24 protein-coding genes, 5 tRNA genes and 1 riboswitch are annotated in these 24815 nt (G+C 58.0%); of the genes, 19 read left to right on the top strand and 10 right to left on the bottom strand.

Annotated features, from left to right (window positions below; translation table 11 throughout):
- Positions 1 to 48: 48 nt before the first annotated feature.
- Together F2P67_RS07370 and astE are read left to right on the top strand one after the other, a co-directional pair.
- On the top strand, positions 49 to 339 hold the full coding sequence (locus F2P67_RS07370; RefSeq protein WP_166218989.1) for a topoisomerase II: 291 nt from the start codon (positions 49 to 51) through the stop codon (positions 337 to 339).
- Between the two features lie 12 nt (positions 340 to 351).
- On the top strand, positions 352 to 1362 hold the full coding sequence (astE, locus tag F2P67_RS07365) for a succinylglutamate desuccinylase (RefSeq protein ID WP_166218987.1): 1011 nt from the start codon (positions 352 to 354) through the stop codon (positions 1360 to 1362).
- 54 nt (positions 1363 to 1416) lie between these two features.
- Here the strand turns inward: astE and F2P67_RS07360 are convergent, their stop codons facing one another.
- Positions 1417 to 1926 (bottom strand): 6,7-dimethyl-8-ribityllumazine synthase, encoded by a 510-nt coding sequence (locus tag F2P67_RS07360; protein WP_166218985.1) that lies wholly within the window; start codon positions 1924 to 1926, stop codon positions 1417 to 1419.
- Between the two features lie 103 nt (positions 1927 to 2029).
- Positions 2030 to 2200, bottom strand: a riboswitch (FMN riboswitch).
- Between the two features lie 199 nt (positions 2201 to 2399).
- Here F2P67_RS07360 and ltaE point away from each other — a divergent pair.
- From ltaE to F2P67_RS07320, 8 genes are all read left to right on the top strand, one after another.
- Positions 2400 to 3404, top strand: a complete 1005-nt coding sequence (gene ltaE / locus F2P67_RS07355) for a low-specificity L-threonine aldolase (RefSeq protein ID WP_166218983.1) — start codon at positions 2400 to 2402, stop codon at positions 3402 to 3404.
- A 146-nt stretch (positions 3405 to 3550) separates the two neighbouring features.
- Positions 3551 to 6169 carry an alanine--tRNA ligase gene (alaS, locus tag F2P67_RS07350; RefSeq protein WP_166218981.1) on the top strand — a complete coding sequence of 873 codons (2619 nt, stop codon included), beginning with the start codon at positions 3551 to 3553 and terminating at the stop codon, positions 6167 to 6169.
- A gap of 90 nt (positions 6170 to 6259) precedes the next feature.
- Entirely contained in the window at positions 6260 to 7501 is a 1242-nt protein-coding gene (locus F2P67_RS07345) for an aspartate kinase (RefSeq protein WP_007919332.1), read from the top strand.
- A gap of 188 nt (positions 7502 to 7689) precedes the next feature.
- Positions 7690 to 7878, top strand: a complete 189-nt coding sequence (csrA, locus tag F2P67_RS07340) for a carbon storage regulator CsrA (protein ID WP_002554426.1) — start codon at positions 7690 to 7692, stop codon at positions 7876 to 7878.
- Positions 7879 to 7940: 62 nt separating this feature from the next.
- A tRNA-Ser gene (locus F2P67_RS07335) sits at positions 7941 to 8031 on the top strand.
- 107 nt (positions 8032 to 8138) lie between these two features.
- A tRNA-Arg gene (locus F2P67_RS07330) sits at positions 8139 to 8215 on the top strand.
- A 72-nt stretch (positions 8216 to 8287) separates the two neighbouring features.
- A tRNA-Arg gene (locus tag F2P67_RS07325) sits at positions 8288 to 8364 on the top strand.
- Positions 8365 to 8437: 73 nt separating this feature from the next.
- Positions 8438 to 8514: transfer RNA gene (locus F2P67_RS07320), tRNA-Arg, on the top strand.
- A gap of 19 nt (positions 8515 to 8533) precedes the next feature.
- Here F2P67_RS07320 and F2P67_RS07315 read toward each other — a convergent pair.
- Complete coding sequence (locus tag F2P67_RS07315) at positions 8534 to 9052, bottom strand: DUF4124 domain-containing protein (RefSeq protein ID WP_166219244.1); 519 nt, start codon at positions 9050 to 9052, stop codon at positions 8534 to 8536.
- 321 nt (positions 9053 to 9373) lie between these two features.
- On the opposite strand from F2P67_RS07315, the gene mgtE reads away from it, so the two are divergent.
- On the top strand, positions 9374 to 10816 hold the full coding sequence (mgtE, locus tag F2P67_RS07310; RefSeq protein WP_166218979.1) for a magnesium transporter: 1443 nt from the start codon (positions 9374 to 9376) through the stop codon (positions 10814 to 10816).
- Positions 10817 to 10929: 113 nt separating this feature from the next.
- Here mgtE and F2P67_RS07305 read toward each other — a convergent pair whose 3' ends face one another.
- On the bottom strand, positions 10930 to 11256 hold the full coding sequence (locus tag F2P67_RS07305; RefSeq protein WP_003178899.1) for an Arc family DNA-binding protein: 327 nt from the start codon (positions 11254 to 11256) through the stop codon (positions 10930 to 10932).
- A 390-nt stretch (positions 11257 to 11646) separates the two neighbouring features.
- Here F2P67_RS07305 and phnN point away from each other — a divergent pair, with 390 nt between their 5' ends.
- Positions 11647 to 12216, top strand: coding sequence for a phosphonate metabolism protein/1,5-bisphosphokinase (PRPP-forming) PhnN (phnN, locus tag F2P67_RS07300; RefSeq protein ID WP_166218977.1), 570 nt, complete (start codon positions 11647 to 11649; stop codon positions 12214 to 12216).
- On the opposite strand, the gene F2P67_RS07295 is transcribed toward phnN, so the two are convergent.
- Both F2P67_RS07295 and F2P67_RS07290 read right to left on the bottom strand, forming a co-directional pair.
- Complete coding sequence (locus F2P67_RS07295) at positions 12191 to 12370, bottom strand: PA3371 family protein (RefSeq protein ID WP_166218975.1); 180 nt, start codon at positions 12368 to 12370, stop codon at positions 12191 to 12193. The two genes, phnN and F2P67_RS07295, sit on opposite strands and share 26 nt — an antisense overlap.
- Positions 12371 to 12390: 20 nt before the next feature.
- The gene (locus tag F2P67_RS07290; protein WP_166218973.1) at positions 12391 to 12621 is read right to left on the bottom strand and encodes a hypothetical protein; all 231 of its coding nucleotides are present in this window, start codon (positions 12619 to 12621) and stop codon (positions 12391 to 12393) included.
- A 295-nt stretch (positions 12622 to 12916) separates the two neighbouring features.
- Between F2P67_RS07290 and F2P67_RS07285 the strand changes: the two genes are divergently transcribed.
- A tRNA-Arg gene (locus F2P67_RS07285) sits at positions 12917 to 12993 on the top strand.
- Between the two features lie 64 nt (positions 12994 to 13057).
- On the opposite strand, the gene F2P67_RS07280 is transcribed toward F2P67_RS07285, so the two are convergent.
- Positions 13058 to 14425 carry a lysozyme inhibitor LprI family protein gene (locus tag F2P67_RS07280; RefSeq protein WP_166218971.1) on the bottom strand — a complete coding sequence of 456 codons (1368 nt, stop codon included), beginning with the start codon at positions 14423 to 14425 and terminating at the stop codon, positions 13058 to 13060.
- 222 nt (positions 14426 to 14647) lie between these two features.
- On the opposite strand from F2P67_RS07280, the gene F2P67_RS07275 reads away from it, so the two are divergent.
- The 4 genes from F2P67_RS07275 (at position 14648) to F2P67_RS07260 (ending at position 19840) form a co-directional block, all read left to right on the top strand.
- Entirely contained in the window at positions 14648 to 16252 is a 1605-nt protein-coding gene (locus F2P67_RS07275) for a tetratricopeptide repeat-containing response regulator (protein ID WP_166218969.1), read from the top strand.
- Positions 16249 to 16941: a sensor histidine kinase gene (locus F2P67_RS07270; protein WP_166218967.1), complete on the top strand. Its 693-nt coding sequence runs from the start codon at positions 16249 to 16251 to the stop codon at positions 16939 to 16941. The genes F2P67_RS07275 and F2P67_RS07270 overlap by 4 nt, the downstream gene beginning before the upstream one ends.
- A 200-nt stretch (positions 16942 to 17141) precedes the next feature.
- On the top strand, positions 17142 to 18383 hold the full coding sequence (locus tag F2P67_RS07265) for a glutamine synthetase family protein (protein WP_178120913.1): 1242 nt from the start codon (positions 17142 to 17144) through the stop codon (positions 18381 to 18383).
- 68 nt (positions 18384 to 18451) lie between these two features.
- A complete protein-coding gene (locus F2P67_RS07260) occupies positions 18452 to 19840 on the top strand; it encodes an MFS transporter (RefSeq protein WP_166218963.1) in 1389 nt (462 codons plus the stop codon).
- 239 nt (positions 19841 to 20079) lie between these two features.
- On the opposite strand, the gene F2P67_RS07255 is transcribed toward F2P67_RS07260, so the two are convergent.
- From F2P67_RS07255 to flgA, 4 genes are all read right to left on the bottom strand, one after another.
- Positions 20080 to 20814: a flagellar regulator YcgR PilZN domain-containing protein gene (locus tag F2P67_RS07255; RefSeq protein WP_166218961.1), complete on the bottom strand. Its 735-nt coding sequence runs from the start codon at positions 20812 to 20814 to the stop codon at positions 20080 to 20082.
- 95 nt (positions 20815 to 20909) lie between these two features.
- Positions 20910 to 21377, bottom strand: coding sequence for a flagella synthesis protein FlgN (locus F2P67_RS07250; protein ID WP_166218959.1), 468 nt, complete (start codon positions 21375 to 21377; stop codon positions 20910 to 20912).
- Between the two features lie 48 nt (positions 21378 to 21425).
- Positions 21426 to 21752 carry a flagellar biosynthesis anti-sigma factor FlgM gene (gene flgM / locus F2P67_RS07245; RefSeq protein WP_166218957.1) on the bottom strand — a complete coding sequence of 109 codons (327 nt, stop codon included), beginning with the start codon at positions 21750 to 21752 and terminating at the stop codon, positions 21426 to 21428.
- A gap of 160 nt (positions 21753 to 21912) precedes the next feature.
- Entirely contained in the window at positions 21913 to 22674 is a 762-nt protein-coding gene (gene flgA / locus F2P67_RS07240) for a flagellar basal body P-ring formation chaperone FlgA (RefSeq protein ID WP_166219242.1), read from the bottom strand.
- An 82-nt stretch (positions 22675 to 22756) separates the two neighbouring features.
- Between flgA and F2P67_RS07235 the strand changes: the two genes are divergently transcribed.
- Together F2P67_RS07235 and cheR are read left to right on the top strand one after the other, a co-directional pair.
- Positions 22757 to 23689, top strand: a complete 933-nt coding sequence (locus F2P67_RS07235; protein WP_041074300.1) for a chemotaxis protein CheV — start codon at positions 22757 to 22759, stop codon at positions 23687 to 23689.
- Positions 23690 to 23735: 46 nt separating this feature from the next.
- Positions 23736 to 24563, top strand: coding sequence for a protein-glutamate O-methyltransferase CheR (cheR, locus tag F2P67_RS07230; RefSeq protein WP_007963053.1), 828 nt, complete (start codon positions 23736 to 23738; stop codon positions 24561 to 24563).
- Positions 24564 to 24815 lie beyond the last annotated feature (252 nt).

Raw genomic sequence — 24815 nt, 5'->3', positions numbered from 1 at the left:
GCTGCCTGATAGCGGCGCGCGGTTTGTCTCCCCCAAGAGAGTAAAAACATGAGCGATTCCCTGCAGCTGATCCTTGAAGACACCGACGGCACGCAACTGCAAACCTCGTGCACCCGCGTTGCGGTCATGTGGCAAGGCAAAGAGCTGTGGATCCAGCAGGACGGCCGCGGCCAACTGCTGATCGGCGTGGACGTTGAAGAAGGTGATGCGGAATACGCCAACCTGCTGCTGCGCCCATTGGCGACTAATCTGGTAAGTCTGCAACTGGAGATGGAACCGGCAGACATCGGCGACGATGAAGACCACGTGCACGGCCCGGATTGCAACCACGATCACTAAGGAAAACGCTCTATGCTCGCCCTCGGCAAACTGCTTGAACTGACCCTCGCCGGCCGTGAACCAGCGGAGAAGACTCAACTGACTGTCGAAGGCGTGCGCATGCGCTGGTTGAGCGAAGGTGCGCTGGAAGTGCGGCCACCCGAAGCGCGTGATAATGGCCTGGACCTGCTGTTGTCAGCGGGGATTCACGGCAACGAAACAGCGCCGATCGAGTTGCTCGACCGGTTGCTGCACGACATCGCACGCGGCGATCTGAAGCCGCGTGCACGCATTCTCTTTCTGTTCGGTAATCCCGAGGCGATTCGCAAAGGCGAGCGCTTCATCGAGCAGGACGTCAATCGACTGTTCAACGGTCGTCACGAACAAAGCAGTGGCAGCGAAGCGCTGCGCGCCTGTGAGCTGGAGCGTCTGGCAGCGAGTTTCTTCAGCCTGCCGGATCGCCAGCGTCTGCACTATGACTTGCACACGGCGATTCGCGGTTCGAAGATCGAGCAGTTCGCCCTTTATCCGTGGAAGGAAGGGCGTCAGCACTCGCGACTTGAACTGGCGCGACTGCGTGCGGCGGGCATGGAAGCGGTGTTGCTGCAGAACAAGCCGTCGATCGTGTTCAGCTCGTACACCTACGACAAGCTCGATGCGGAGTCCTTCACGCTGGAATTGGGCAAGGCGCGGCCATTCGGACAGAACGACGGGGTCAATGTGTCGCTGCTGGAAACCCGTCTGAAGCAGATCATTGAAGGCACTGAGCCGGAGATGGTCGAGCCGGAGCTTGACGGTCTGCAACTGTTCAGCGTCGCCCGGGAAATCATCAAGCACAGCGATGCGTTCCGCCTGAACCTGCCGCAGGACATTGAAAACTTTTCCGAGCTGGAACCGGGTTACGTGCTGGCCGAAGATCTGGCCAATACCCGCTGGATCATCGAAGAGCAGGGTGCGCGGATCATCTTCCCCAATCCCAAGGTCAAGAACGGCCTGCGCGCGGGCATTTTGATCGTACCGGCCACCGACGAAAACCTCGCCTGATTTCGCCTGAAGATCGTTCCCACGCAGAGCGTGGGAACGATCATCGCTGAAAAATTACACCGCTACCGCACGCGGCTCGGTGCGGCGCAATGCACGCACCTTCTGCAGCGTATCGGCGCAGGTCTTCGCCGCTTCCTGACCCTTGTGCACGAAGTGTTCGAAGAAGAACTTGTAGTGTTCTTCGCCGGCATGGAAGTGATGCGGCGTCAGCGACACCGAGAACACCGGCACTTCGGTTTCCAGTTGTACCTGCATCAGGCCACTGACCACCGACTGGGCAACGAACTCGTGACGGTAGATGCCGCCGTCCACCACCAGGGCTGCAGCAACGATGCCGGCATAACGACCGGTCTTGGCCAGCAGTTTGGCGTGCAGGGGCATTTCAAAGGCGCCGCCGACTTCGAAGAAATCGATGTCCGATTCCTGATAACCCTGTGCAAGCATTTCGGCGAGGAAGCCTTTACGGCTCTGGTCGACGATTTCCTTGTGCCAGCAGGCCTGGATGAACGCGACGCGCTCACCGTGAGTGTGTTTGGTTTTGCTGTCGATAGCGGTGGGTTGCATGTTCTGACTCCTGTTTGTGTGAAAAACAGGGCGTTATGAATCGAAGGGGATTCAAGGGTACGCACGCTCGCACGAATGCACTCGGACGGCCCTTTGGCGTCAATCCCGTTCTCTCTTCATCCGGACTATGACCGTCGGCCCCGGAATCACACCGGGTCTGCTGACCTTGCCGCCTACACTGCCTGAGCCGTGTTGGTCGCCAAGCGCTCGCGGGCTATGCGCATTGCGCGCAATTACCGCCGGTGGGGAATTGCACCCCGCCCTGAGAACGTTTTCGCCGCCCTTTCTCGGGCGGCGCAGCGTTTTTATCACAGATTGTGTGTCTGTGCATTGCGCCTTTCTGATGATTGCCATCGATTTTTTTGAACCCTTGAACGCAGTTTTCTTGCGCCAAGGCTTGATTAATCCGCCTCATGACCGCAGTAATTCACCTTCGTAAAGGGATTTCCCCTGCTGACTTTGAGGCCAGGCTCATGAGCGTTATCGATCTTCGCAGCGACACCGTCACCCAACCGACTCCTGCCATGCTCGAGGCGATGACCGCCGCCGACACTGGTGACGACGTGTACGGCGAAGATCCGACGGTCAATCGTCTGGAAGCCGAATTGGCAAAACGGCTGGGTTTCACCGCTGCGTTGTTCGTCCCGACCGGCACCATGAGCAACCTGCTCGGTTTGATGGCGCACTGCGAGCGCGGAGACGAGTACATCGTCGGCCAGCAGGCGCACACCTATAAGTACGAGGGCGGTGGCGCGGCAGTGCTCGGTTCGATCCAGCCGCAGCCGCTGGAAGTGCAGGCCGACGGTTCGCTGGATCTGGATCAGGTCGCGGCGGCGATCAAGCCTGACGACTTCCATTTCGCCCGCACTCGCTTGCTGGCGCTGGAAAACACTATGCAAGGCAAAGTCCTGCCGCTGGAGTATCTGGCCCGGGCGCGCCAATTCACTCAGGACAACGGCCTGCAACTGCATCTGGACGGCGCGCGTCTGTACAACGCGGCGGTCAAGCTCGGAGTTGATGCTCGCGAGATCACCCGGCATTTCGATTCCGTGTCGGTGTGCCTGTCCAAAGGTCTCGGCGCGCCGGTCGGTTCGGTGTTGTGTGGTTCTGAGCAACTGATCGGCAAGGCCCGGCGCCTGCGCAAAATGGTCGGCGGCGGCATGCGCCAGGCCGGTTTGCTGGCGGCGGCGGGGTTGTATGCGCTGGATCACAATGTGCAACGATTGGCCGATGACCACGCCAACGCGCAGTTTCTCGCCGAAGGCCTGCGCGGTGCCGGCTTCAGCGTTGAGCCGGTGCAGACCAACATGGTTTACGTGCAAATGGGCGAAAAGGCCGAGGCGCTCAAGGCGTTTGCCGCCGAGCGCGGGATCAAATTGAGCGCTGCCGCCCGTCTGCGCATGGTCACGCACATGGACGTCAATCGCTCGCAAATCGAGCAAGTGATCGCGACATTCGTCGAGTTTTCGCGCAAGTGACAGCGTTAGCCGTCCAATTGACCGTTTCTATCGTATAAACACGCTGTACCCCGCGCGCAGGGCCGATATAATGCGGCCCTTTGCCGTCGCTTCGTCTGTTGACGTTTCGAACAGGCCTTTGGCCGCAGCCTCCGTGGAAGAACCTAATGAAAAGCGCAGAAATCCGTGAAGCCTTCCTTCGCTTCTTCGAAGAGCAAGGCCACACCCGTGTAGCCTCCAGCTCTTTGATTCCGGGCAACGACCCAACCCTGCTGTTCACTAACGCGGGGATGAACCAGTTCAAGGACTGCTTCCTGGGCCAGGAAAAACGTGCGTACACCCGTGCGACCAGCAGCCAGAAATGCGTGCGCGCCGGTGGCAAGAACAGTGACCTGGAAAACGTCGGTTATACCGCTCGTCACCACACATTCTTCGAAATGCTTGGTAACTTCAGCTTCGGTGACTACTTCAAGCACGACGCGATTACCTTCGCCTGGACCTTCCTGACCGGCGTTCTGAAACTGCCGAAGGAAAAACTTTGGGTCACCGTCTACGCCTCCGACGACGAAGCGTATGACATCTGGACCAAAGAAATCGGCGTGCCGGTCGAGCGCATGATCCGTATCGGCGACAACAAAGGCGCGCCGTACGCGTCCGACAATTTCTGGACCATGGGCGACACCGGCCCGTGCGGCCCGTGCACCGAGATTTTCTACGATCACGGCGACCACATCTGGGGCGGCCCACCGGGCTCTCCGGAAGAAGATGGCGACCGTTACATCGAGATCTGGAACAACGTGTTCATGCAGTTCAATCGCACCGCCGATGGCGTGTTGCATCCGTTGCCAGCGCCGTCGGTCGACACCGGCATGGGCCTGGAGCGGATCAGTGCGGTGATGCAGCACGTCAATTCCAACTACGACATCGACCTGTTCAAGAACCTGTTGAAAGCTTCGGCCGAAGCCATCGGCTGCGAGAATGGCGATCAGTCGTCGCTCAAGGTTGTTTCCGACCACATTCGTTCGTGCGGTTTCCTGATCGCCGACGGCGTTCTGCCGTCCAACGAAGGTCGCGGTTATGTGCTGCGTCGGATCATCCGTCGTGCCTGCCGTCACGGTAACAAGCTGGGCGCCACCGGCAGCTTCTTCTACAAGATCGTTGCAGCGCTGGTCGCCGAGATGGGCGAAGCGTTCCCGGAACTGAAGAAGCAGCAGAGCAACATCGAGCGCGTGCTCAAGGCCGAAGAAGAACAGTTCTCCAAGACGCTGGAGCATGGCCTGAAGATTCTCGAGCAGGATCTGGCAGAACTCAAAGGCACCGTGGTGCCGGGTGACGTGGTGTTCAAGCTCTACGACACCTATGGTTTCCCGATGGACCTGACCGCAGACATCGCTCGCGAGCGCGGCCTGACCGTTGATGAAGTCGGCTTCGAGCGTGAAATGGAAGCTCAGCGTGTTCGTGCGCGTTCGGCCAGTTCGTTCGGTCTGGACTACAACACGTTGGTCAAGGTTGATGTGGCCACCGAGTTCACCGGTTACACCGACACCAGCGGTTCGGCAAAAATTGTCGCCATCTATAAAGATGGCCAGTCGGTCGACGTCTTGAATGAAGGCGAAGAGGCAGTGATCGTTCTGAACCAGACGCCGTTCTACGCTGAATCCGGTGGTCAGATCGGTGACTGCGGTTACCTTCAGGCAGGCAACGCGCGTTTCGACGTGCGTGACACCACCAAGACCGGCGGCGCATTCCTGCACCACGGCGTGCTGGATTCGGGCAGCCTGACCATCGGTGCGCCAGTGGAAACCCACGTCGATGCCGACGTGCGCCACGCCACTTCGCTGAACCACTCGGCAACGCACCTGCTGCACGCGGCACTGCGCCAGGTACTGGGCGAGCACGTTCAGCAGAAGGGTTCGTTGGTCGATAGCCAGCGTCTGCGTTTCGACTTCAGCCACTTTGAAGCGATCAAGCCTGAACAAATCAAAGCGCTGGAAGACATCGTCAACGCCGAGATTCGCAAGAACTCCGCCGTTGAAACCGAAGAAACCGACATCGAGACCGCCAAGCAGAAAGGCGCCATGGCGCTGTTCGGCGAGAAGTACGGCGACAACGTGCGCGTGTTGAGCATGGGCGGTGATTTCTCCGTCGAGTTGTGCGGTGGTATCCACGCCAACCGTACCGGCGACATCGGCCTGCTGAAAATCATCAGCGAAGGTGGTGTGGCTTCGGGCGTGCGTCGTATCGAAGCCGTCACTGGCGCTGCGGCGCTGGCGTATCTGAACGCTGCGGAAGAACAACTCAAGGAAGCGGCCAGCCTGGTCAAGGGCAGCCGCGACAACCTGATCGACAAGCTGTCGGCTGTGCTGGAGCGCAACCGTCTGCTGGAGAAGCAACTCGAGCAGTTGCAGGCCAAGGCTGCGGCCGCTGCCGGCGACGATCTGTCTGCCTCGGCGGTGGACGTCAAGGGCGTGAAGGTGCTGGCCGTGCGTCTGGATGGTCAGGATGGCAAGGCGCTGCTGGCGCTGGTCGATCAGCTGAAAAACAAACTCGGCCGCGCAGTGATCCTGCTCGGCAGTGTCCATGAGGAAAAGGTCGTTCTGGTTGCAGGCGTAACCAAAGACCTGACTGGCCAACTCAAAGCCGGTGATTTGATGAAACAGGCTGCTGCGGCAGTGGGCGGGAAGGGCGGTGGTCGTCCGGACATGGCGCAGGGCGGCGGTGTTGATGCCGGCGCACTGGATGGCGCACTGGCGCTGACCGTTCCATTCGTCGAGCAGGGTTTATAAGACGGCCCGACGGGCCTGCAGTCTAGTGGCGGGCCCGTCGGCTGTTCGAGTGATTATTGGGCGCCCTTCATGGGCAGAGGCGGCTTTGAAATGGCTTTGATCGTACAGAAATTTGGAGGCACCTCGGTCGGCACTGTCGAGAGAATCGAGCAGGTCGCCGACAAGGTTAAGAAATTCCGCGATGCCGGCGATGACCTGGTGGTTGTGCTGTCTGCAATGAGCGGCGAAACCAACCGTCTGATCGATCTGGCCAAGCAAATCAGTGGCGATACTCAGCCGGTTCCGCGTGAACTGGACGTAATCGTTTCGACTGGTGAGCAGGTGACGATTGCCCTGTTGGCCATGGCGCTGATCAAGCGCGGTGTGCCGGCGGTGTCGTACACCGGTAATCAGGTGCGGATCCTGACGGACAGTGCGCACAATAAAGCGCGTATCTTGCAGATTGATGACCAGAAGATTCGTGGTGATCTGAAAGCGGGTCGCGTGGTAGTTGTCGCCGGTTTCCAGGGCGTCGACGAGCACGGCAACATCACCACTCTTGGTCGCGGCGGTTCCGACACCACGGGTGTGGCACTGGCAGCAGCGCTGAAAGCCGATGAATGCCAGATCTACACGGACGTCGATGGTGTCTACACCACTGACCCGCGTGTGGTGCCGGTCGCTCAGCGTCTGGACAAGATCACCTTCGAAGAGATGCTGGAAATGGCCAGCCTCGGTTCCAAGGTGCTGCAGATCCGTGCGGTGGAATTCGCCGGCAAGTACAACGTTCCGCTGCGCGTACTGCACAGCTTCAAGGAGGGTCCGGGCACCCTCATTACTATTGATGAAGAGGAAACCATGGAACAGCCGATCATTTCCGGCATCGCTTTCAACCGCGATGAAGCCAAGCTGACCATCCGTGGCGTGCCAGACACCCCGGGCGTGGCGTTCAAGATTCTCGGCCCGATCAGTGCCGCGAACATCGAAGTCGACATGATCGTGCAGAACGTCGCGCACGATAACACCACCGACTTCACCTTCACCGTGCACCGCAACGACTACCAGGCCGCACAGACTGTGCTGGAAAACACCGCTCGCGAGATCGGTGCCCGTGAAGTGGTTGGCGACACCAAGATTGCCAAGGTCTCGATCGTCGGCGTCGGCATGCGTTCTCACGCAGGCGTGGCCAGCCGCATGTTCGAATCCCTGGCGAAGGAAAGCATCAACATCCAGATGATCTCGACTTCGGAAATCAAGGTTTCCGTCGTGATCGAAGAGAAGTACCTGGAATTGGCTGTGCGCGCGCTGCACACGGCTTTCGAACTGGATGCGCCTGCCCGTCAGGGTGAGTGATTCCGCTTCACTGAAGGGCGCGGTCTGACCGCGCCCTTTATTTTTTGAATGGCGCGAGCCCTGAACTGTTCTTTTGCTCGCGCTGGTCAATACTCAGGCATGTAGGGCTACGATCGCTCCGGTTGTAGGTCGGGTGCCTTTTTTTTGCAGACTGTTGTCCCTGAACTGAATTGCGTGAGGAGAAAGGTATGCTGATTCTGACTCGTCGGTGCGCAGAAAGCCTGATTATCGGTGATGGCGAAATCACCGTGACCGTGCTCGGCGTTAAAGGAAATCAAGTGCGCATCGGTGTGAACGCCCCGAAAGAGGTAGCCGTGCACCGTGAGGAAATTTACCTGCGTATTAAGAAAGAGAAGGACGAAGAACCAAGCCATTAATTTTTATCGATTTTTATGTTTGCAAACGGGGAAGAAGGTGGTTAATATACGCCCCGTGTTGCGGAGAGCTGGCCGAGTGGCCGAAGGCGCTCCCCTGCTAAGGGAGTACACCTCAAAAGGGTGTCGGGGGTTCGAATCCCCCGTTCTCCGCCATTATTTGCTTAGTACGTCGTAATCTGGCTTTTTCTGTAAGTTGTTGAATTTATTAGAAAAAGTGGTTGGAATAGAGATTAGACGGGCTATAATGCGGCGCAACAAATGCACTCGTAGCTCAGCTGGATAGAGTACTCGGCTACGAACCGAGCGGTCACAGGTTCGAATCCTGTCGAGTGCACCATTTAAGAGTTGTTTGCAGCAATGTAAGTAACTTGGCTTCAACCAGTTGTGGTCTGGTTTAAAAACACAAATTGCACTCGTAGCTCAGCTGGATAGAGTACTCGGCTACGAACCGAGCGGTCACAGGTTCGAATCCTGTCGAGTGCACCATTTAAAGAGTTGTTTGCAGCGATGCAAGTAACTTGGCTTCAACCAGTTGTGGTCTGGTTTAAAAACACAAATTGCACTCGTAGCTCAGCTGGATAGAGTACTCGGCTACGAACCGAGCGGTCACAGGTTCGAATCCTGTCGAGTGCACCATATACCAAAAAGCCCGCGTTTAACGCGGGCTTTTTGCTGTCCGGGATTTGCCTTTTCCTTTGACGCATCCCTTCTCGTCGAAATCCACTTGAGCACTTCGCCCTCGTTTGAGGTCGTATCGATAGCTCGTCGTTGACGTACGAATACTCACCTTGTCCGGTTTGCCAAGCGCGCTTTCGACGTCTTGCTGGCTCATGCCGGCGATCACTCGCTGATTGATGATTGCTGCGCGGCGTTGCCGGGCATCGATCAGGTTTCCGCATTTGTCTTCGGTGCGACCAATGACGCCCGGTTCTCGACCTTTGGTTTTCATACCGGATGTTTCCTCGTGATTGGCTTCCGGCATGATCGCCACGACCGAACCCGGCAGATAAGGATTGACTTCCTGCACGGAGCGTTGCTCGCCGCTTGCACAACTGAGGCTGGTGAAGGTGATGCTGCCGTCGTTGGCTTCGCAGCGATAAAGTTGGGTGGCGGCCCCGGCAGGTGGCAGGCAAAGCAGACTGGTGAGCAGAAAACAGGATGTTTTCGATGGCATTCGACGTCCTCCTTGACGATCTATGCTCAAGGGTAGTCGCCACGAAATTCGACGTCGGTGTGTTTTCTTTTCAGGATGAGTCGTCGCATTTGCAGGGATCAGGATGGCGCTCAGGTTTGTCTCGCAAGCGCTTGTTTCAGCCACGATTTTTTAACGTTTTAAACCGTCAGGCGGTGTATCATTGCGCCCGTCAGCCCCGCCGGGGCTTATGGAAAACCTCCATGGACTTACCCAGTAGTTACTCAGTACCCCGTTTTACCAATCATGAATTGACTGATTGATCCTTCCGGCGTGCCCCGCTGCTGGGAGTGGAGTTCGCCTATGTCTGAAATCGAAGTAAAGAAAACACAGGAAAGCCTGCAGGATCGCCTGGCTCAGGTGGTTGAGCTGCTGCAGCGCCAAAAGGTCGTTGAAGACCTGACTCACCGCCAGGAAGGCCCGCATCATGACCGGGTCGAAAACCTGGTCCACCGGCAAAACCTCGTCGAGCTGCAGCGCAAACTCGATGATCTGCACTCCGCCGACGTTGCCTATATCCTTGAAGCCTTGCCGCTCGACGACCGTCTGACGCTCTGGCAACTGGTCAAGGCTGATCGCGACGGCGACATCCTTCTCGAAGTATCCGATTCGGTTCGTGAAACGTTGATCGCCGACATGGACGATCACGAACTCCTGGCAGCCGCCAAGGACATGGATGCCGACGAACTTGCTGACCTGGCTTCCGAGCTGCCGCGAGACGTCGTCCACGAGCTGATGGAAACGCTGGACCAGCAACAGCGCGAGCGTGTGCGTTCGGCCCTGTCTTACGACGAGGAGCAAGTCGGTGCGCTGATGGACTTCGAGATGGTGACGATCCGTGAGGATGTCAGTCTTGAAGTGGTCCTGCGTTACCTGCGCCGTCTCAAAGAGCTGCCAGGTCATACCGACAAACTGTTCGTGGTCGATTACGACGGCGTACTCAAGGGCGTGCTGCCGATCAAGCGTCTGCTGGTCAATGATCCGGACAAACAGGTTGCCGAGGTCATGGCTAGCGATCCGGTAAGTTTCCACCCGGACGAAGACGCCTACGATGCCGCTCAGGCGTTCGAACGTTACGACTTGATCTCCGCCCCGGTGGTCGACAAGAACGGCAAGCTGATCGGCCGTCTGACCATCGACGAGATGGTCGACCTGATTCGTGAGGAAAGCGAAAGCGAAGTACTCAACATGGCCGGTCTTCGTGAAGAGGAAGACATCTTCGCCTCAGTCTGGAAATCGCTGCGCAACCGTTGGGCGTGGCTGGCGATCAACCTGATTACTGCATTTGTCGCCTCGCGTGTGATAGGCCTGTTTGAGGGATCGATCGAGAAGCTGGTAGCGCTGGCGGCGTTGATGCCGATTGTGGCGGGGATCGGTGGTAACTCCGGTAATCAGACGATCACCATGATCGTGCGTGCGATGGCTCTCGACCAGGTCAGCACCGGTAACACCTCGCGTCTGATGCGCAAGGAGCTGGCGGTAGCGCTAATCAATGGTGTGGTCTGGGGCGGGGTGATCGGCGTGGTCGCCTATCTGCTTTACGGCAGCTGGTCGTTGGGGGTGGTGATGACAGCGGCAATGACGCTGAACCTGTTGCTGGCGGCGCTGATGGGGGTGTTGATCCCGATGACGCTGGCGAAAATGGGGCGCGACCCGGCGATGGGCGCCAGCGTGATGATCACCGCGATGACCGACAGCGGTGGCTTCTTCATCTTCCTGGGGTTGGCGACGATCTTCCTGCTCTAACCGGCTGCAAACAAAGGCCCGCCAACATGGCGGGCTTTTTCATGGCTGCCGAAACTCGAATCCCGGGCAAAAAAAAGCCAGCAATCATGCTGGCTTGAGATGTTCGCTGTGGCTCAGGACGCGTCTGCGGCCATTTCAGCATCGTGGGCGATCAAGGACACCAACGCGTTCTGCTGACGGTGAGACAGCTGACGGAAGCGTTGCAACAACTCACGTTCGTGCAGCGACAGCTCCGGGCTGTCCAGGCGCATGCTCAGCTCTTCGCCCAGTGCACCTTCCTGAATAAGACTCTGCTCAAGGCGCGCAATGATCTCGGAGTTCATGCTGCGATGATGATTGCGAGCCACCTCGGCAATGCGTTCACGCATTCCGTCTGGCAGACGTACGACGAACTTGTCAGCCGTACGGCTGGAATAAATTGCCTGTTTCAATGGGCGCATATATTTAACCGGTTAGTTCAGGGGAGCGGTTCTCGGGATTGGCCGCAGGATGTGTGGTAGGACAAGCATCCGCGCCAAATGGTTCAACCTGAATTGTTAAGAGGCCCGCATCATGCCTCAAAATTGCCAGATCATTGGCGTCAATTCTGTGACAAATATTGAGCTGGGTAAAGGCGTAATGCCAGCACCAATTATCAGAAATGCGGACTGGTTTGAAAACTTCGCCTCGACCCGCGTCTCTGTCCGCTTCCTGCTGCACATCAGTTGATGTCGTGAGACCTCAGAACGTGCATGCTATGCGGCTTTCCTATCCTTGTTCCTTACCTGTACAGGATAGTGGCAATTTGCCGATTTACTAGGGGCAGACACGTGCTGGAGGGCGTTTTCAGGATGGATGGCAAGCTTATTTATCTGATGGGGCCATCCGGTTCAGGCAAGGACAGCCTGATCGATGCTGCGCGTGAGCAATTGCGAACCATGAACTGTGAAATCATCCGTCGAGTGATCACGCGTTCCGCCGAGTCGGTGGGCGAAGATGCCATTGGTGTGACGTCTGAAGAGTTCGAGCGACGCCGGCATGGCGGCGATTTTGCCTTGGCCTGGCAGGCCAATGGCCTCTCCTACGGCATTCCGAGAGAAATGGACGAATGGTTGCGCGCCGGACGGCATGTACTGGTAAATGGGTCGCGTGCCAACCTGCGCCAGGCGCTGGAACGCTATCCGACATTGCTGCCGGTTCTGTTGACGGTCAAGGATGAAGTACTACGTGAGCGCCTGCTCCGCCGGGGTCGAGAGACGCCTGAGCAAATAGACGCCAGACTCGCGCGCAATGCGCTTTTCAAGGATCGCCGGTCAAGTGATCTACCCGTGCACCTGATCGACAATTCCGGCGCCCTCGCGGACGCAGTCAATCAGTTGCTGTCGTTGATCCGCCTTAACGCAGCACCGGATCAAACTTGATCTTGCGTCCGGCCACCAGCGCCAGCACAAACAACACCGCAAACACGCCACAGCCAATCAGGGGCAGGGTGATTTCGGTTTCCTCGAACAGCGAAAAATGCACGACGCCACTCAATAAGGCGAGGATCAGAAACCCTGCGGCTGATCTGGACATGCTGTACTCCTGAAGATATTTCAAAAAACCAGACGTTCGCTGGTCTGGGTTGGCAACGATTGTTCAGGCTCGCTGACAGCCCTTGGGGTAAAACTGCGCTGATCGCTCAACACCGCAAGCTGCGGTTGCCTCTGCACTTGCAGGTAATGCGGCATGCGCTGGGCTACCGTCTCTTTGCTTTCGGGGGCAAAGTGAAAACCCACCACAACCGCCAATGCGATTGCGTTTGCAAGCAAGAGGGTGCTGTTCATGAGACGGTGCTCCGATTGTTCTTCTATGGAACAGACATAGCACCCGCCGTGCCAACAGTCTAACCGCTGTTATGTCCTTTAAAAACAAGCATTTAAGAGGGTTTTTCCGAGGCTGTGGATTGCAATCTGCAATGATGGCTTTTTGGGGGAGTGCAAAATGCACGGTAAATCTTCCCGCAGCATTGCAGGGCGCCTGCCTACACTTAAAAAGCCCTACGGACGACATGACAAATCAGGGTCTGGCCGTTAACATGCACGCCGTCCGTCGCGCCGCGTGTGCTCTTGACCTCTTAGTGTCTCAGTAGCTCAATTGGATAGAGCATCCCCCTCCTAAGGGGAAGGTTGGCAGTTCGAACCTGCCCTGGGACACCACCTATTCAAAAGCCCCATCAGAACAACTCTGATGGGGCTTTTTATTTGCAGCGGGCAGGGCTGGCTAGAGGCTGTTGTCCGCTTCCACTTTCTCCATCGAGGTGCTCACCTCGGTCAGATGCCGGCGACCGTTCACTTCATAACTATGTCCGCTTTCGGCTTCCGGTTTGCGTATCGCCAGTTGCGCGAATAGCCCGCTGCTTTTGCTGTAGCTCCCAAACCAGTCAACCAGTGTGCCGATGTAACAGTCACTGCCGATTATCACGGGGAGATCTGCAACCATCTCGATGGTGTAGTGCCCCGGGCCATAGGTGTAGTAATCGTATTCACCTGCGCCGATCGGCGGGACAGGGCAGAGAGGTTCTTTTCGAGCGTGGGTGTGACCGACACCGGTCTGATTCACTTCAACCAGGGCCTTGTTCAGCGCCAGTCGCAGATCAGGTTCCAGTTCGAATGGGGTGACGCCGTCGTCCTTGTGCTGAGTGCCGGGCACCTCCAGGTCATACCGATAGCGGACGGTCACAACGGGAACGCTGCTGTTGATCTTGAGCGGGTTGAGCAACTGCAATCGGTCAATGCCGAAGGCACTATTTCGATAGGCTGCGTAGATTCTGCCGCGAATGTTTATCCAGTCGTTGGCCTGGTTGGCGCCGCGGTCGTTGGTATAAAAAAGCGAACTTTCGCTGCTGTCCGGGTCGGGTACAGCGCTTCTTCTGATGAATCGGTTTGCAGTTCGGCGGAAGGTTTCCGTGTAGGTGAACAGTCCTGTGCCGCCGGTATAGGTAGAAACAATCAGATCACGCTGCCCGTCACCGTCCAGATCCATGAGTGTGTATGAGCTCGGGCCGAAATCCGCGGCGCCGGTAATCCCGGACGCGGTCAGTGCACGCCATTCATCGGGGGTGACCTCTGTGGGTTGGGCCTTGGGGAAAAAGGTCTGATCATCTTCACCGGACTCGTCCGAGAAAGTAGTGCTGCCAGTCTTCACCGACAGTGATTCAAGCGCTCGCTCCAGCGCGAACTCCGGGTTCTCCTTGGCCATCGCCTGAATGCGTTGCTGCAGATCCACCATTGCCTGTTGATCAACATCGTCAGGTTGGTAAGCGGCAGCTTCGACCCATTGCGCATTCAATACTTGCAAGCGTTCAAGATAGCGTTGCTGCAGGCAATCAACGTCGTTGGTGCATTGATTGCGCACTTTCAACCATTGGCGTTGAGCTGTCTTCACGTCGGTTCGGGACGGATCGGTAACTTTCATCAAGTCTCGATAAAGCGTGCCCATCCGCGAGTCCAGCTCATACAGATTCTTGCTTGCGCAAATCGCACTTTCGACAGCGTTCGAAGCCTTTGTACAGTCCATTCCATTCGCCTGTGCCTGCTGAAGAAACAGCAGCGCACAGGCCGACACGATGTAGCGTCCTTTGATGTACACGATGCAAACCTTGAAGTGGTAAGAAAACGGCAGGCGCGCAGAGTAATCGCAGCACGAGGAATCTTGAAGCGTGCGCTTCAGAGATCACCACTTCTGGCCGATAACCCAAACGGTTACTGCGGGCTTGCGCGAAAATCGCTTGATAGCATTTGGCCGGCAGCTATCATCTGCGCGCCTGAATCTGCCCTCGGTTCATCCTCTTCAATTGCCTGGAAATCTTCGATGCTGTCGTATCACCAAAAGAGTTTTCTGATCGTCGATGATTTCTCGGATTTCCGCAGTTCCGTGCGCTCAATGCTGCGGGAGCTTGGGGTCAAGGACGTGGACACCGCCGACACCGGTGAGCAGGCGCTGAAGATGTGCGCGCAGAAGTCCTACGATTTCATCCTGCAGGATTTTCACCTCGGCGACGGCAAGAAGAACGGCCAGCAGGTGCTCGAAGACCTGATGCTGGAAAAGCTCATCAGTCATGAAGCGGTGTTCGTCATGGTCACCGCCGAGACCAGTCAGGCGATGGTGCTCAGTGCCCTGGAACACGAGCCGGACGCTTATCTGACCAAGCCGTTCAACCGTTCCGGCCTGGCCCAGCGCCTGGAGCGTCTGGAGCAGCGCAAGACGTTGCTCAAACCGATTCTGCAAGCGCTCGACCGTGGCAAACCGGTCGAGGTGCTCAACGCCTGTATCGCCCTGTGCAAACAAGACATCCGTTATTCGCCGCTGTGCCTGCGTTACCGCGCCGACGCCCTGCGCGACATGAACCAGAACGAAGCGCTGGAGCGACTCTACGACAGCATAATTGCCGACCGACCGTTGCCGTGGGCGTTTGCCGGGCTGGGCAAATTGCTGTTCAAACGCGGGCAAGTGGCGCAGGCCAAAGGCGTCTACGAAAAAGCTTTGAAAGTGTTCCCGATGATGCCGGCGCTGTACGACGGCATGGCGGATGTGCTGGTTGCCGAAGGCGACACCAAAGGCGCGCAGCAGGTGCTGGAGGAGGCGATTCGGCTGTCGCCGCTGGCGGTGCGTCGGCAGGCGTTGCTCGGCAAACTGGCGATGGCCAACGAAGATTTCGACACCGCCTCGCGGGCTTATCGCCAAGCGGTGGCGCAGGGCGCGCAGTCGCGTTTCAAGGATCCGGAAAGCAACCTGGGCCTGGCCCATGCGCTGATCAGTAAAGGCAGCGAGCGCGGTCTCGACACGCGCACGCGCCTTGAGATCAACACGACGCTCAGCGCCGTGGCCAAGGAGAACCCGACCGACCCGGGCCTGCAGATCCGTGCGCGTTTGATGAAAGCCACCAGCCTATTGCTCAACGACGCAGAAACCGCCGACAAGCTCACCGAGCAAGCGTTGATGCGCCTCGACGGCATGGAGCAATTCATGAGCCCGGAGGCGGCGTTGCTGGTGGCCAAGCAATTGCAAATGCTCGGTCAGGCCGAGGCGGGCACCTCGATGCTCAAGAGCTGCGCGGAAATTTACGGCGACGACCCGGCGGTGATGAAAGACATTGCCAAGCTCACCGATGACCCGACTATCCTCAGTTCCAGCAACGCTGCCGCCGACCTCAACCGGCAGGGCGTGCGCGTGTACAAGACCGGCAACCTGGTGGAGGCCCGCGAGGTCTTCCGCAAGGCGCTGAAGATGCAACCGAAGAACATCAGTATTGCGCTGAACATGGCTCAGTCGCTGCTGCACGGCACCGACACCAGTGTGCCGTCGGCGGAGCTGGAAGAATGTCGGGCCTGCCTGAAAATGGTCGGCCTGATGCCCGACACCGACGCGCGTTACTCGCGTTATCAGAAGCTGAAAAGCAAGGCGTTTGGCGAATGAACGACGATAAGCAGGCACTGGATTTTTCCACGGTGATCGCCTCCACCGTTCACGACATGAAGAACTCGCTGGCGATGCTGACGCAGGCCCACAGCCAATGGCTGGCACGCCTGCCCGAAGCACAGCGCGGCGGCGCGGAGCAGGGCGTGATCGACTTCGAGTTCGCCCACCTCAACGGCATGCTGGTGCAGTTGCTCGGCTTATATAAGCTCGGCGTCAACCAGATGCCGCTGCAACCGGCCTATCACGAACTGGATGATTTCATCGAAGCGCAACTGGCAGCGCACCAGGAAGTGTTTGCCAGTCGCGGGATCATCGCGACGTATGAAGTCGATCCGCTGAGCCCGTTGGGTTTCTTTGATCGCGAGCTGATTGCCTCGGTGCTGGGTAATTGCATCAACAATGCGATTCGCTACGCCCGCGAGTCGCTGCTGATCACCGTCAGCGACGAGGCCGGGCAACTGGTGCTGAGCATCAACGACGACGGCGACGGATATCCGGCCGAGATGCTCGAGCGTCAGGCCGATTACGTGCAAGGCATCAATCACAGCAGCGGCAGCACCGGGCTTGGCTTGTATTTCGCCAATCGAATTGCCGCTCTGCATCAGCGCAACGGCGTTGAAGGACGCACTGAGATTCGTAATGGCGGCCCGCTGGGTGGCGGGGTGTTCAGCCTTTATTTGCCGTGACCGGCCTTTTTGTTTGACGCTGCTTGATATTCCGAACAGCCGAAGCCTATTTTGTACGGGTCGCCGTTCGCGGCTCGCACAATAACAAGGATTGCGTCATGACAACCGATGGCCAGCGTTCACTCGCGCAGCGATTGACGGGCATTGATGAGATTGAATGTGTTACGCCGGATTTGAATGGCGTACCCCGGGGCAAAGTGATGACCGCCGAGGGTTTCCTCGAAGGGCGGCGATTGCAGATGGCGCGGGGTGTGCTGCTGCAATGCATCATGGGGGGATACCCGGCGGCGCGGTTTTACGGCAGCGATGACGGCGACCTGGCGCTGGTGGCCGAGCCGAGCATGATTCACCCTTTGCCGTGGAGCGATGAGCCGCGTGCCCTGGCCATTTGCGATGCCGATGAGTTGAGCGGTGAAAGCTCCAATCTGTCGACCCGTGGCCAACTGAAGAAAGTCATTGCTCGTTACGCCGCGCGCGGTCTGGCGCCGGTGGTGGCGACCGAGCTGGAATTCTTTGTCTTCGCGCCGAATACCGATCCGACCCAGCCGTTCCGCCCGCCCGTGGGCTTCGACGGTCGTCGCGAGGATGGTCAGTCGGCGTTCAGCGTCAGTTCCAACAATGGCCTGCGGCCCTTCTTCAGCGAAGTCTATAAATGCATGGCGGCGCTCGGTCTGCCGCGCGATACCTTCATGCACGAAATGGGCGTCAGCCAGTTCGAGATCAACCTGTTGCACGGTGATCCGCTGTTGCTCGCCGACCAGACGTTCCTGTTCAAACATTTGCTCAAGGAAGTCGCGCTCAAGCATGGCCTGACCGTGGTGTGCATGGCCAAGCCGCTGGCGCATACGCCGGGCAGCTCAATGCATATCCACCAGAGCCTCGTCGACATCGCCACGGGCAAGAACGTCTTCAGTGATGACAGCGGTCAGCCGACCGCGATGTTCCGCCACTTCATTGGTGGTCAGCAGGCGGGCATGGCTGACTTCACTGCACTGTTTGCACCCAACGTGAACTCTTACCAGCGCCTGTGCCATCCGTACGCGTCGCCGAACAATGCCTGCTGGTCGCATGACAATCGCGCCGCCGGCTTGCGGATTCCCGCCAGTTCACCGGTCGCCCGTCGGGTGGAAAACCGTTTGCCTGGTGCCGATGCCAACCCTTACCTGGCGATTGCCGCCAGTCTGGCCGCCGGTTTGCATGGCATCGAGCACGAACTGGAGCCGACCGAGGCGATCCAGGGCGAGTTCGAGGTGCCGGACAATCTTGCGTTGCCGTGTACCTTGCATGCCGCACTCGAACGTCTGAAACGTAGCCAATTGGCAAGGGAACTGTTCGGCGAGGAGTTCATCGAAGGCTACATCGCTTCGAAGACCATGGAGTTGACCAGTTTCTTTGATGAAATCACTCCCTGGGAACGGCGTGTTCTAGCAGCCCAGGCCTGACGAATTGTCGCCATCGGGCTATCGTTTGATAGCCCGATACTTACTGCAAGGAGCCGCTCGGAACGCCGATGCGCCAAATCTGGAAATCCTTTCGAGCGCTGTATTTCGCCTCGCTGATGATGTTGATCGGCTCGGGCCTTCTATCTACTTATCTGGCATTGCGTCTGGCTGCCGACCATGTCGACGGGCTGTGGGTCGGTGCGCTGATGGCGGCCAACTATTTCGGTCTGGTTCTGGGCGGCAAGATCGGTCACCGGTTGATCGCCCGGGTCGGGCATATTCGTGCGTATTCGGCGTGTGCCGGGATCGTCGGCGCGGCGGTGCTCGGGCATGGTCTGGTGGACTGGCTGCCGGCCTGGCTGGTGCTGCGGACTATCGTCGGTCTGGGCATGATGTGCCAGTACATGGTGATCGAGAGCTGGCTCAACGAGCAGGCCGATGCCAATCAGCGCGGGCTGGTCTTTAGCGGTTACATGATCGCCTCGTACCTGGGGCTGGTGTTGGGTCAGTTGATTCTGGTCATGCACCCGGGACTGGGGCTTGAGCTGCTGATGCTGGTCGCCCTGTGCTTCGCCTTGTGTCTGGTGCCCGTGGCACTGACCCGACGCATTCACCCGGCACCGCTGCATCCTGCGCCGATGGAGCCTCGGTTCTTTATCAAGCGTGTGCCGCAGTCGCTGAGCACGGTGCTCGGTGCCGGTTTGATCATTGGCTCGTTCTACGGTCTGGCGCCGTTGTATGCCTCGCAGCAAGGGCTGTCGACCGAACAGGTCGGTCTGTTCATGGGTAGCTGCATCTTCGCCGGACTGTTGGTGCAGTGGCCGTTGGGCTGGTTGTCCGACCGTTACGACCGGGCATTGCTGATTCGCTGTTTTGCCGGGTTTCTCGCGGTGGCGGCGTTGCCCTTGGCGATACTGCCGCAGGTGCCGCTGGAAGTACTATTTGTAGTGGGCTTCCTGTGCTCGCTGGTGCAATTCTGCCTGTATCCGCTGGCCGTAGCGTTCTCCAATGACCACGTCGAGGGCGATCGTCGAGTGTCGCTGACGGCGATGCTGCTGGTGACCTACGGGGTGGGCGCGAGTATCGGGCCGTTGCTGGCGGGTGTGCTGATGAAGTTGTTCGGCAGCCAGAGCCTTTACGCGTTCTTCAGTTTCTTTGCGCTGGTGCTGGTGTGGCGGATCCGCCCGAAAGCCGTGACCAATCTGCATCAGGTCGACGATGCGCCGCTGCATCACGTGGCCATGCCGGACAGCATGTCCAGTTCACCGTTGGTGGCTGCGCTCGATCCGCGGGTGGATGAACAGGTGGTGCAGGAGCAGATGCAGAACACGGTTACGCCTGAACCTGATCCGCAACCTGATCCGGAGCCGCAAGTGCAGCCTGAGCCACCGGCAGAGGCTGAGCCGGATGATGGCAGTGACAAGCCGACGCCGGACATCAGTGGCGCTCGACCTTAACAGGTGCCGATGGAGTTTCCCTGTGGCGAGGGGATTTATCCCCGTTGGGACACGAAGTGGCCCCAGTCTTGGCTACCGGATTTTACTGATACACCGCATTTAATGGTTTTGAGGGCGCTTCGCGCCCTATCGGGGATAAATCCCCTCGCCACAGGTATTCATTACAAAATCGGGTATTCGGGTTTGAAATAAAAAAGGGCAGTCCCGCCAAGGACTGCCCTTTCTTTTTTGCGTTCGACTCAGAGGTCGTCTTTGTCGAAACGCCGTGCTTCACGCTGTAACTGATAAACGAAACGCTCGACGTTGCGCGCGGCCGGGCCGCTGATGTTGTGGAAGCGCAGGCCGGCGAAGGTGATGTTGAGTTTTTCTTCGAAGTGCAGATAGCGCAGTTCGACTGACACAGGTTGATTGCCGAACAGCGGCGGGGCGATCAGGCGATCGTAGACCTGGCCCAGTTGCAGGCGGTCAGTGATGTCGCCTTCGAAGCGCAGTTTGCAGCCGGTGGCAGAAATATCCAGCAGCTTGCCGTCGATCGGTGCCTTGAGCTTTTCGCCACCGAGCACGACGCTGACCAGATCGGTCAGTTTCAGTGCGGCGCGAAAGGCGTTGCGGCGCTGGTGGTAAACCACTTCGGTGGGCAGGTCGCCGACGTAAAAGCGGTCGCCGTCGGCGTCCTTGATGGTCAGTGTGCCGGTGCATTCCCAAGCGATACGCACGCCGTCATGGAAGCCCTCGACCTTGAACGGTTCGCCCGCTTCGAGGAAGCGTTCGCCGTCACGCGGGATCATTTCGTCAAATTTCAGCGTGGCAGACTCGCGGTCGACTTCGATCAGATAACTCTGAAAGCGCTGACTGCGTTCATGGAAGGTGATGATCAGCGGATCATGGCTTTCTTGCAGCTGGCGCAGGTTGCTGGAGATCTCCAGGGGCGTGGTGAGCACCTTTGGGGGCTGCGGAGCGTCATCATGGGACACGGTTAATCAATCTCCAGACAAAATTCGACTATGACTAGCCAGCATTTTGCCAGCATGTATCACGTGTTGATAGGGCGCAAGCATGGAAGAACGCATCACGCCTGGCTGAGCGCGCGTGGTTTCTGCAGTTTGGAGAAGGTGCCGCTGGCATCGTACAGCGCTGGCGGCTCACCACCGTTGAGGATCTTCAACTGATTGGAGGTGGCAGCTTGCTGCATGATGATTGACTGGCCATTTTTGACGTTGGCCGCCTGGCATTGCGCGATGAGGTCGGTGAGGAAGTCGCTCTGGCTGAGCAACTGCTCGCCGACGCTCGACTGGCTGGCCAGTTGTTCCAGCCCCTGACGATTGGTCGGCAGGTTGAGGCTGGTGAGGATTTCGCTGCGCTTGCGGCCACGCTGTTCAAGTTGAACGATCAACGCCTGTTTGCGCGCCAGAATGTCTTCCAGCAAAGGCATGTCGCGACCGTGCAATGCGAGGGACTCGGATTGCAATAACTCCAGCAAATCTTGAGCTGGAGCAAAGTCGTCGATGATCAGTTGCAATAAATTAGTGTCGTGCATGGCTGGCCTTGGGTTTTAAGCGTCCAAAAGCCTCGCGCTGGCCAAGGCCTAGCGCTGGGCTTCGAAGTTGAGCAGTTTGCTGGCTACACGGTTGCTGTCGACTTTATAGCTGCCATCGGCAATCGCGGCTTTCAACTCGGCCACGCGGGCTTTGTCGACAGCAGGCTGATCGCGCAGCTTGTCAGTGACCTTCTGCAACTGTTGAGCCTCATTGCTGAGGTGTACCGATTCCCCGCTTTTTGCGGTACTGGCCTGTTCGGCCGGGGTATTCAGCGCTGTGGAAGTGCCGGTTTCGGCGGTTTCCTTGGGCGCGCTGGTACGTGTACTACCGGTAAGTGACGAGGAGCTGTTCAAACGGCTGAAATCGATGACCATGATAAAAACCTCTGGGAATTTGGACGCTTGCCATGTTTTCGGCCATCCCCTGAAAAACTTTAGGCTCATTTAGCAATGAGCCTGCATGCGTCGGCGCGTGTCCTGCTGCGGCACAGTTTAGGGAACAGCTCAGGTTGGCGCCAGTTTTCTGATGGGTCGATTACATGGCCACTTCCACTTGGCCGGGCGCGGTGACTTGCGCCTTGATGACCCGTTGGGAGTTGAGGTTTTTCACGCGAATCTGTTCTTTCAAGCCGCCATTGGCCAGGGCCTCGCCCGGCATGCGCACGGCCAGTGTGCCGCTGCGGGCGGTGATGACCACCTGATCGCCCTTGCGAATGACTTCGGCCTGTTCCAGATGAACCAGCGTAATGACCTGATCGGCGACCGTTGGTCGGGTTAATTTCTGCCCGATCGCTTCGTCTACCGAGGTCAGGAAACCCTGGTTGATCGTGCTGACGTCGCGCTCGCGCAAGGTCACGTCTTGCGGCTCGATAATCCCGGCGCGTTTGAGCGGCCGGGTGGTCGTGACAATCTCGCGAAACAGGCGGACTTGAGCGGGTACAAACACTGTCCAGGGCGATGCGCCTTCACAGCGAACCTTGACCGTGACCCGGCCCAACGGGCGTGCCGGACTCTCCAGTGTCGCTGTCAATTCCTTGTCGCACGTAGGCATGCGCATGCGTGGGTCGAGCTGGTTTACTTCGATTTCGTAGCGGCCTTCCGTTTGACTGGTTGCCAGATAGTCTTCTACGGTGAACTCAAGAAAGCCCTGAGTGACGCCGATAAGCATGTCAGGCAAGGTAACCGCATCAGCAATGGCAGGGCTGCCAGCGAAAAAGAAGCAAACGGCGGACACCGCGCAAAGCCCTCTGCGAAGGGGAGATGTCAGGCGTCGGAAAAATGTCGTTTGAGCGTTCATACGAGTTAAAAAGCAAGCGCCGTGCCGTTTAGCAATGAATGTGCGTCGCAACAACACTTGGCGTTGGTGTAGGAGTCTGGGCATGGCTGGTGTAATGGATTCGGTAAACCAGCGCACGCAACTGGTGGGGCAGAATCGCCTGGAGCTGTTGTTGTTCCGTCTCGACGGTCAGCAGCTCTACGGAATCAACGTGTTCAAGGTGCGGGAAGTGCTGCAATGCCCGTCGCTGACGTTGATGCCCAAGTCCAGTCCTGTCGTGTGCGGGGTGGCGAATATTCGGGGGGCGACCATTCCGATCCTTGATCTGGCAATGGCAACCGGCTCGGGTGCGTTGAAAGACAAGAACAGTCCGTTCGTGATCATCACGGAGTACAACACCAAGACCCAGGGTTTCCTGGTCCGCTCGGTGGAGCGCATCGTCAACATGAACTGGGAGGAGATTCATCCGCCGCCCAAGGGCACGGGACGCGATCATTACCTGACCGCTGTGACTCGGGTGGACAATCAGTTAGTCGAAATCATCGACGTCGAGAAAGTGCTGGCGGAAGTTGCGCCGACACCTGAAGCGATTTCGGTGGGTGTGGTCGATGTCGAGACCCAGAGCAAGGCGTTGTCGCTGCGGGTGCTGACGGTCGATGACTCGTCGGTGGCACGCAAGCAAGTCACGCGTTGCCTGCAGACGGTCGGCGTCGAAGTGGTGGCGCTGAACGACGGCAAGCAGGCGCTGGATTACCTGCGCAAGCTGGTCGACGAGGGCAAAAAGCCGGAAGAAGAGTTCCTGATGATGATCTCCGACATCGAGATGCCGGAGATGGACGGGTACACCCTGACGGCGGAGATCCGCAGCGACCCGCGCATGCAAAAGCTTCATATCATCCTGCATACTTCGTTGTCCGGGGTATTCAATCAGGCGATGGTCAAGAAAGTCGGTGCCGATGACTTCCTGGCCAAATTCCGTCCTGATGACCTGGCATCCCGGGTAGTCGACCGGATCAAAGCAGCAGATATCAGCTAGGGGCCTTCTGCCCCTGGCGGTCAACACGATTTAAGAGGCGGCATCATTGTCTACGGGTAATTTGGATTTCGAACAGTTCCGGGTCTTCCTGGAAAAAGCCTGTGGCATTTTGCTCGGTGAAAACAAGCAGTACCTGGTCTCGAGCCGTCTCAACAAACTGATGGAGCAGCAAGGCATCAAATCCCTGGGTGAGCTGGTCCAGCGCATCCAGACCCAGCCGCGCAGCGGTTTGCGCGAGCAGGTGGTCGATGCCATGACGACCAACGAAACCCTGTGGTTTCGTGACACCTATCCGTTTGAAGTCTTGAAGAACAAGGTGCTGCCTGAAGCGATCAAGGCCAGTCCCAACCAGCGTCTGCGGATCTGGTCGGCGGCCTGCTCGTCGGGTCAGGAACCGTATTCGCTGTCGATGTCGATCGACGAGTTCGAGCGCAGCAACCTTGGTCAGTTGAAGATGGGCGTGCAGATCGTTGCCACCGACCTGTCCGGAAGCATGCTGACCAACTGCAAGACCGGCGAGTACGACAGCCTGGCGATCGGTCGCGGGCTGTCCGCTGATCGTCTGCAGCGTTACTTCGATCCGAAAGGGCCGGGGCGCTGGGTAATCAAGGCGCCGATCAAGAACCGGGTGGAATTCCGCTCGTTCAACTTGCTCGACAGCTACGCCAGCCTGGGCAAGTTCGACATCGTGTTCTGCCGCAACGTGTTGATCTACTTCTCCGCCGAGGTGAAGAAAGACATCCTGTTGCGCATTCACAGCACGCTGAAGCCGGGCGGTTATCTGTTCCTTGGCGCCTCTGAAGCTCTGAACGGTTTACCGGATCATTACCAGATGGTTCAGTGCAGCCCCGGGATCATTTACCAGGCGAAGTGATTGCATCGGCAATACAAAAAACGGCAGGCCCGCAAAGGTCTGCCGTTTTTTTTTGTGTCCGCAGAATTTCTCCCTGATACCGCAAAACCCCTACAAAGGGATGGTGTGGATGAGGGGGTGGCAAGCGGCAGAAAAGCGGCATCCGGCGGAAACCCGTTGCCGCTTTTCTGGCATTGCCGCCTTGCCGATCCCCCGCAAAGCCCCGGTTTACGGGGTTTTTTCGCATTGGCACGCGGTTTGCTAAAGCTCAGT

The organism is Pseudomonas atagonensis, assembly GCF_011369485.1.
In the GTDB taxonomy this organism is placed as follows: Bacteria; Pseudomonadota; Gammaproteobacteria; order Pseudomonadales; family Pseudomonadaceae; genus Aquipseudomonas; species Aquipseudomonas atagonensis.
Note: the sequence above shows the minus strand (reverse complement) of the source record. Positions and strands in the feature narration are given on the sequence as shown.

Coding starts and splice junctions, on each gene's coding strand:
- F2P67_RS07370 (WP_166218989.1), top strand. CDS start 49: ATGAGCGATTCCCTGCAGCTGATCCTTGAAGACACCGACGGCACGCAA.
- astE (WP_166218987.1), top strand. CDS start 352: ATGCTCGCCCTCGGCAAACTGCTTGAACTGACCCTCGCCGGCCGTGAA.
- F2P67_RS07360 (WP_166218985.1), bottom strand. CDS start 1,926: ATGCAACCCACCGCTATCGACAGCAAAACCAAACACACTCACGGTGAG.
- ltaE (WP_166218983.1), top strand. CDS start 2,400: ATGAGCGTTATCGATCTTCGCAGCGACACCGTCACCCAACCGACTCCT.
- alaS (WP_166218981.1), top strand. CDS start 3,551: ATGAAAAGCGCAGAAATCCGTGAAGCCTTCCTTCGCTTCTTCGAAGAG.
- F2P67_RS07345 (WP_007919332.1), top strand. CDS start 6,260: ATGGCTTTGATCGTACAGAAATTTGGAGGCACCTCGGTCGGCACTGTC.
- csrA (WP_002554426.1), top strand. CDS start 7,690: ATGCTGATTCTGACTCGTCGGTGCGCAGAAAGCCTGATTATCGGTGAT.
- F2P67_RS07315 (WP_166219244.1), bottom strand. CDS start 9,052: ATGCCATCGAAAACATCCTGTTTTCTGCTCACCAGTCTGCTTTGCCTG.
- mgtE (WP_166218979.1), top strand. CDS start 9,374: ATGTCTGAAATCGAAGTAAAGAAAACACAGGAAAGCCTGCAGGATCGC.
- F2P67_RS07305 (WP_003178899.1), bottom strand. CDS start 11,256: ATGCGCCCATTGAAACAGGCAATTTATTCCAGCCGTACGGCTGACAAG.
- phnN (WP_166218977.1), top strand. CDS start 11,647: ATGGATGGCAAGCTTATTTATCTGATGGGGCCATCCGGTTCAGGCAAG.
- F2P67_RS07295 (WP_166218975.1), bottom strand. CDS start 12,370: ATGTCCAGATCAGCCGCAGGGTTTCTGATCCTCGCCTTATTGAGTGGC.
- F2P67_RS07290 (WP_166218973.1), bottom strand. CDS start 12,621: ATGAACAGCACCCTCTTGCTTGCAAACGCAATCGCATTGGCGGTTGTG.
- F2P67_RS07275 (WP_166218969.1), top strand. CDS start 14,648: ATGCTGTCGTATCACCAAAAGAGTTTTCTGATCGTCGATGATTTCTCG.
- F2P67_RS07270 (WP_166218967.1), top strand. CDS start 16,249: ATGAACGACGATAAGCAGGCACTGGATTTTTCCACGGTGATCGCCTCC.
- F2P67_RS07265 (WP_178120913.1), top strand. CDS start 17,142: ATGACCGCCGAGGGTTTCCTCGAAGGGCGGCGATTGCAGATGGCGCGG.
- F2P67_RS07260 (WP_166218963.1), top strand. CDS start 18,452: ATGCGCCAAATCTGGAAATCCTTTCGAGCGCTGTATTTCGCCTCGCTG.
- F2P67_RS07250 (WP_166218959.1), bottom strand. CDS start 21,377: ATGCACGACACTAATTTATTGCAACTGATCATCGACGACTTTGCTCCA.
- flgM (WP_166218957.1), bottom strand. CDS start 21,752: ATGGTCATCGATTTCAGCCGTTTGAACAGCTCCTCGTCACTTACCGGT.
- flgA (WP_166219242.1), bottom strand. CDS start 22,674: ATGAACGCTCAAACGACATTTTTCCGACGCCTGACATCTCCCCTTCGC.
- F2P67_RS07235 (WP_041074300.1), top strand. CDS start 22,757: ATGGCTGGTGTAATGGATTCGGTAAACCAGCGCACGCAACTGGTGGGG.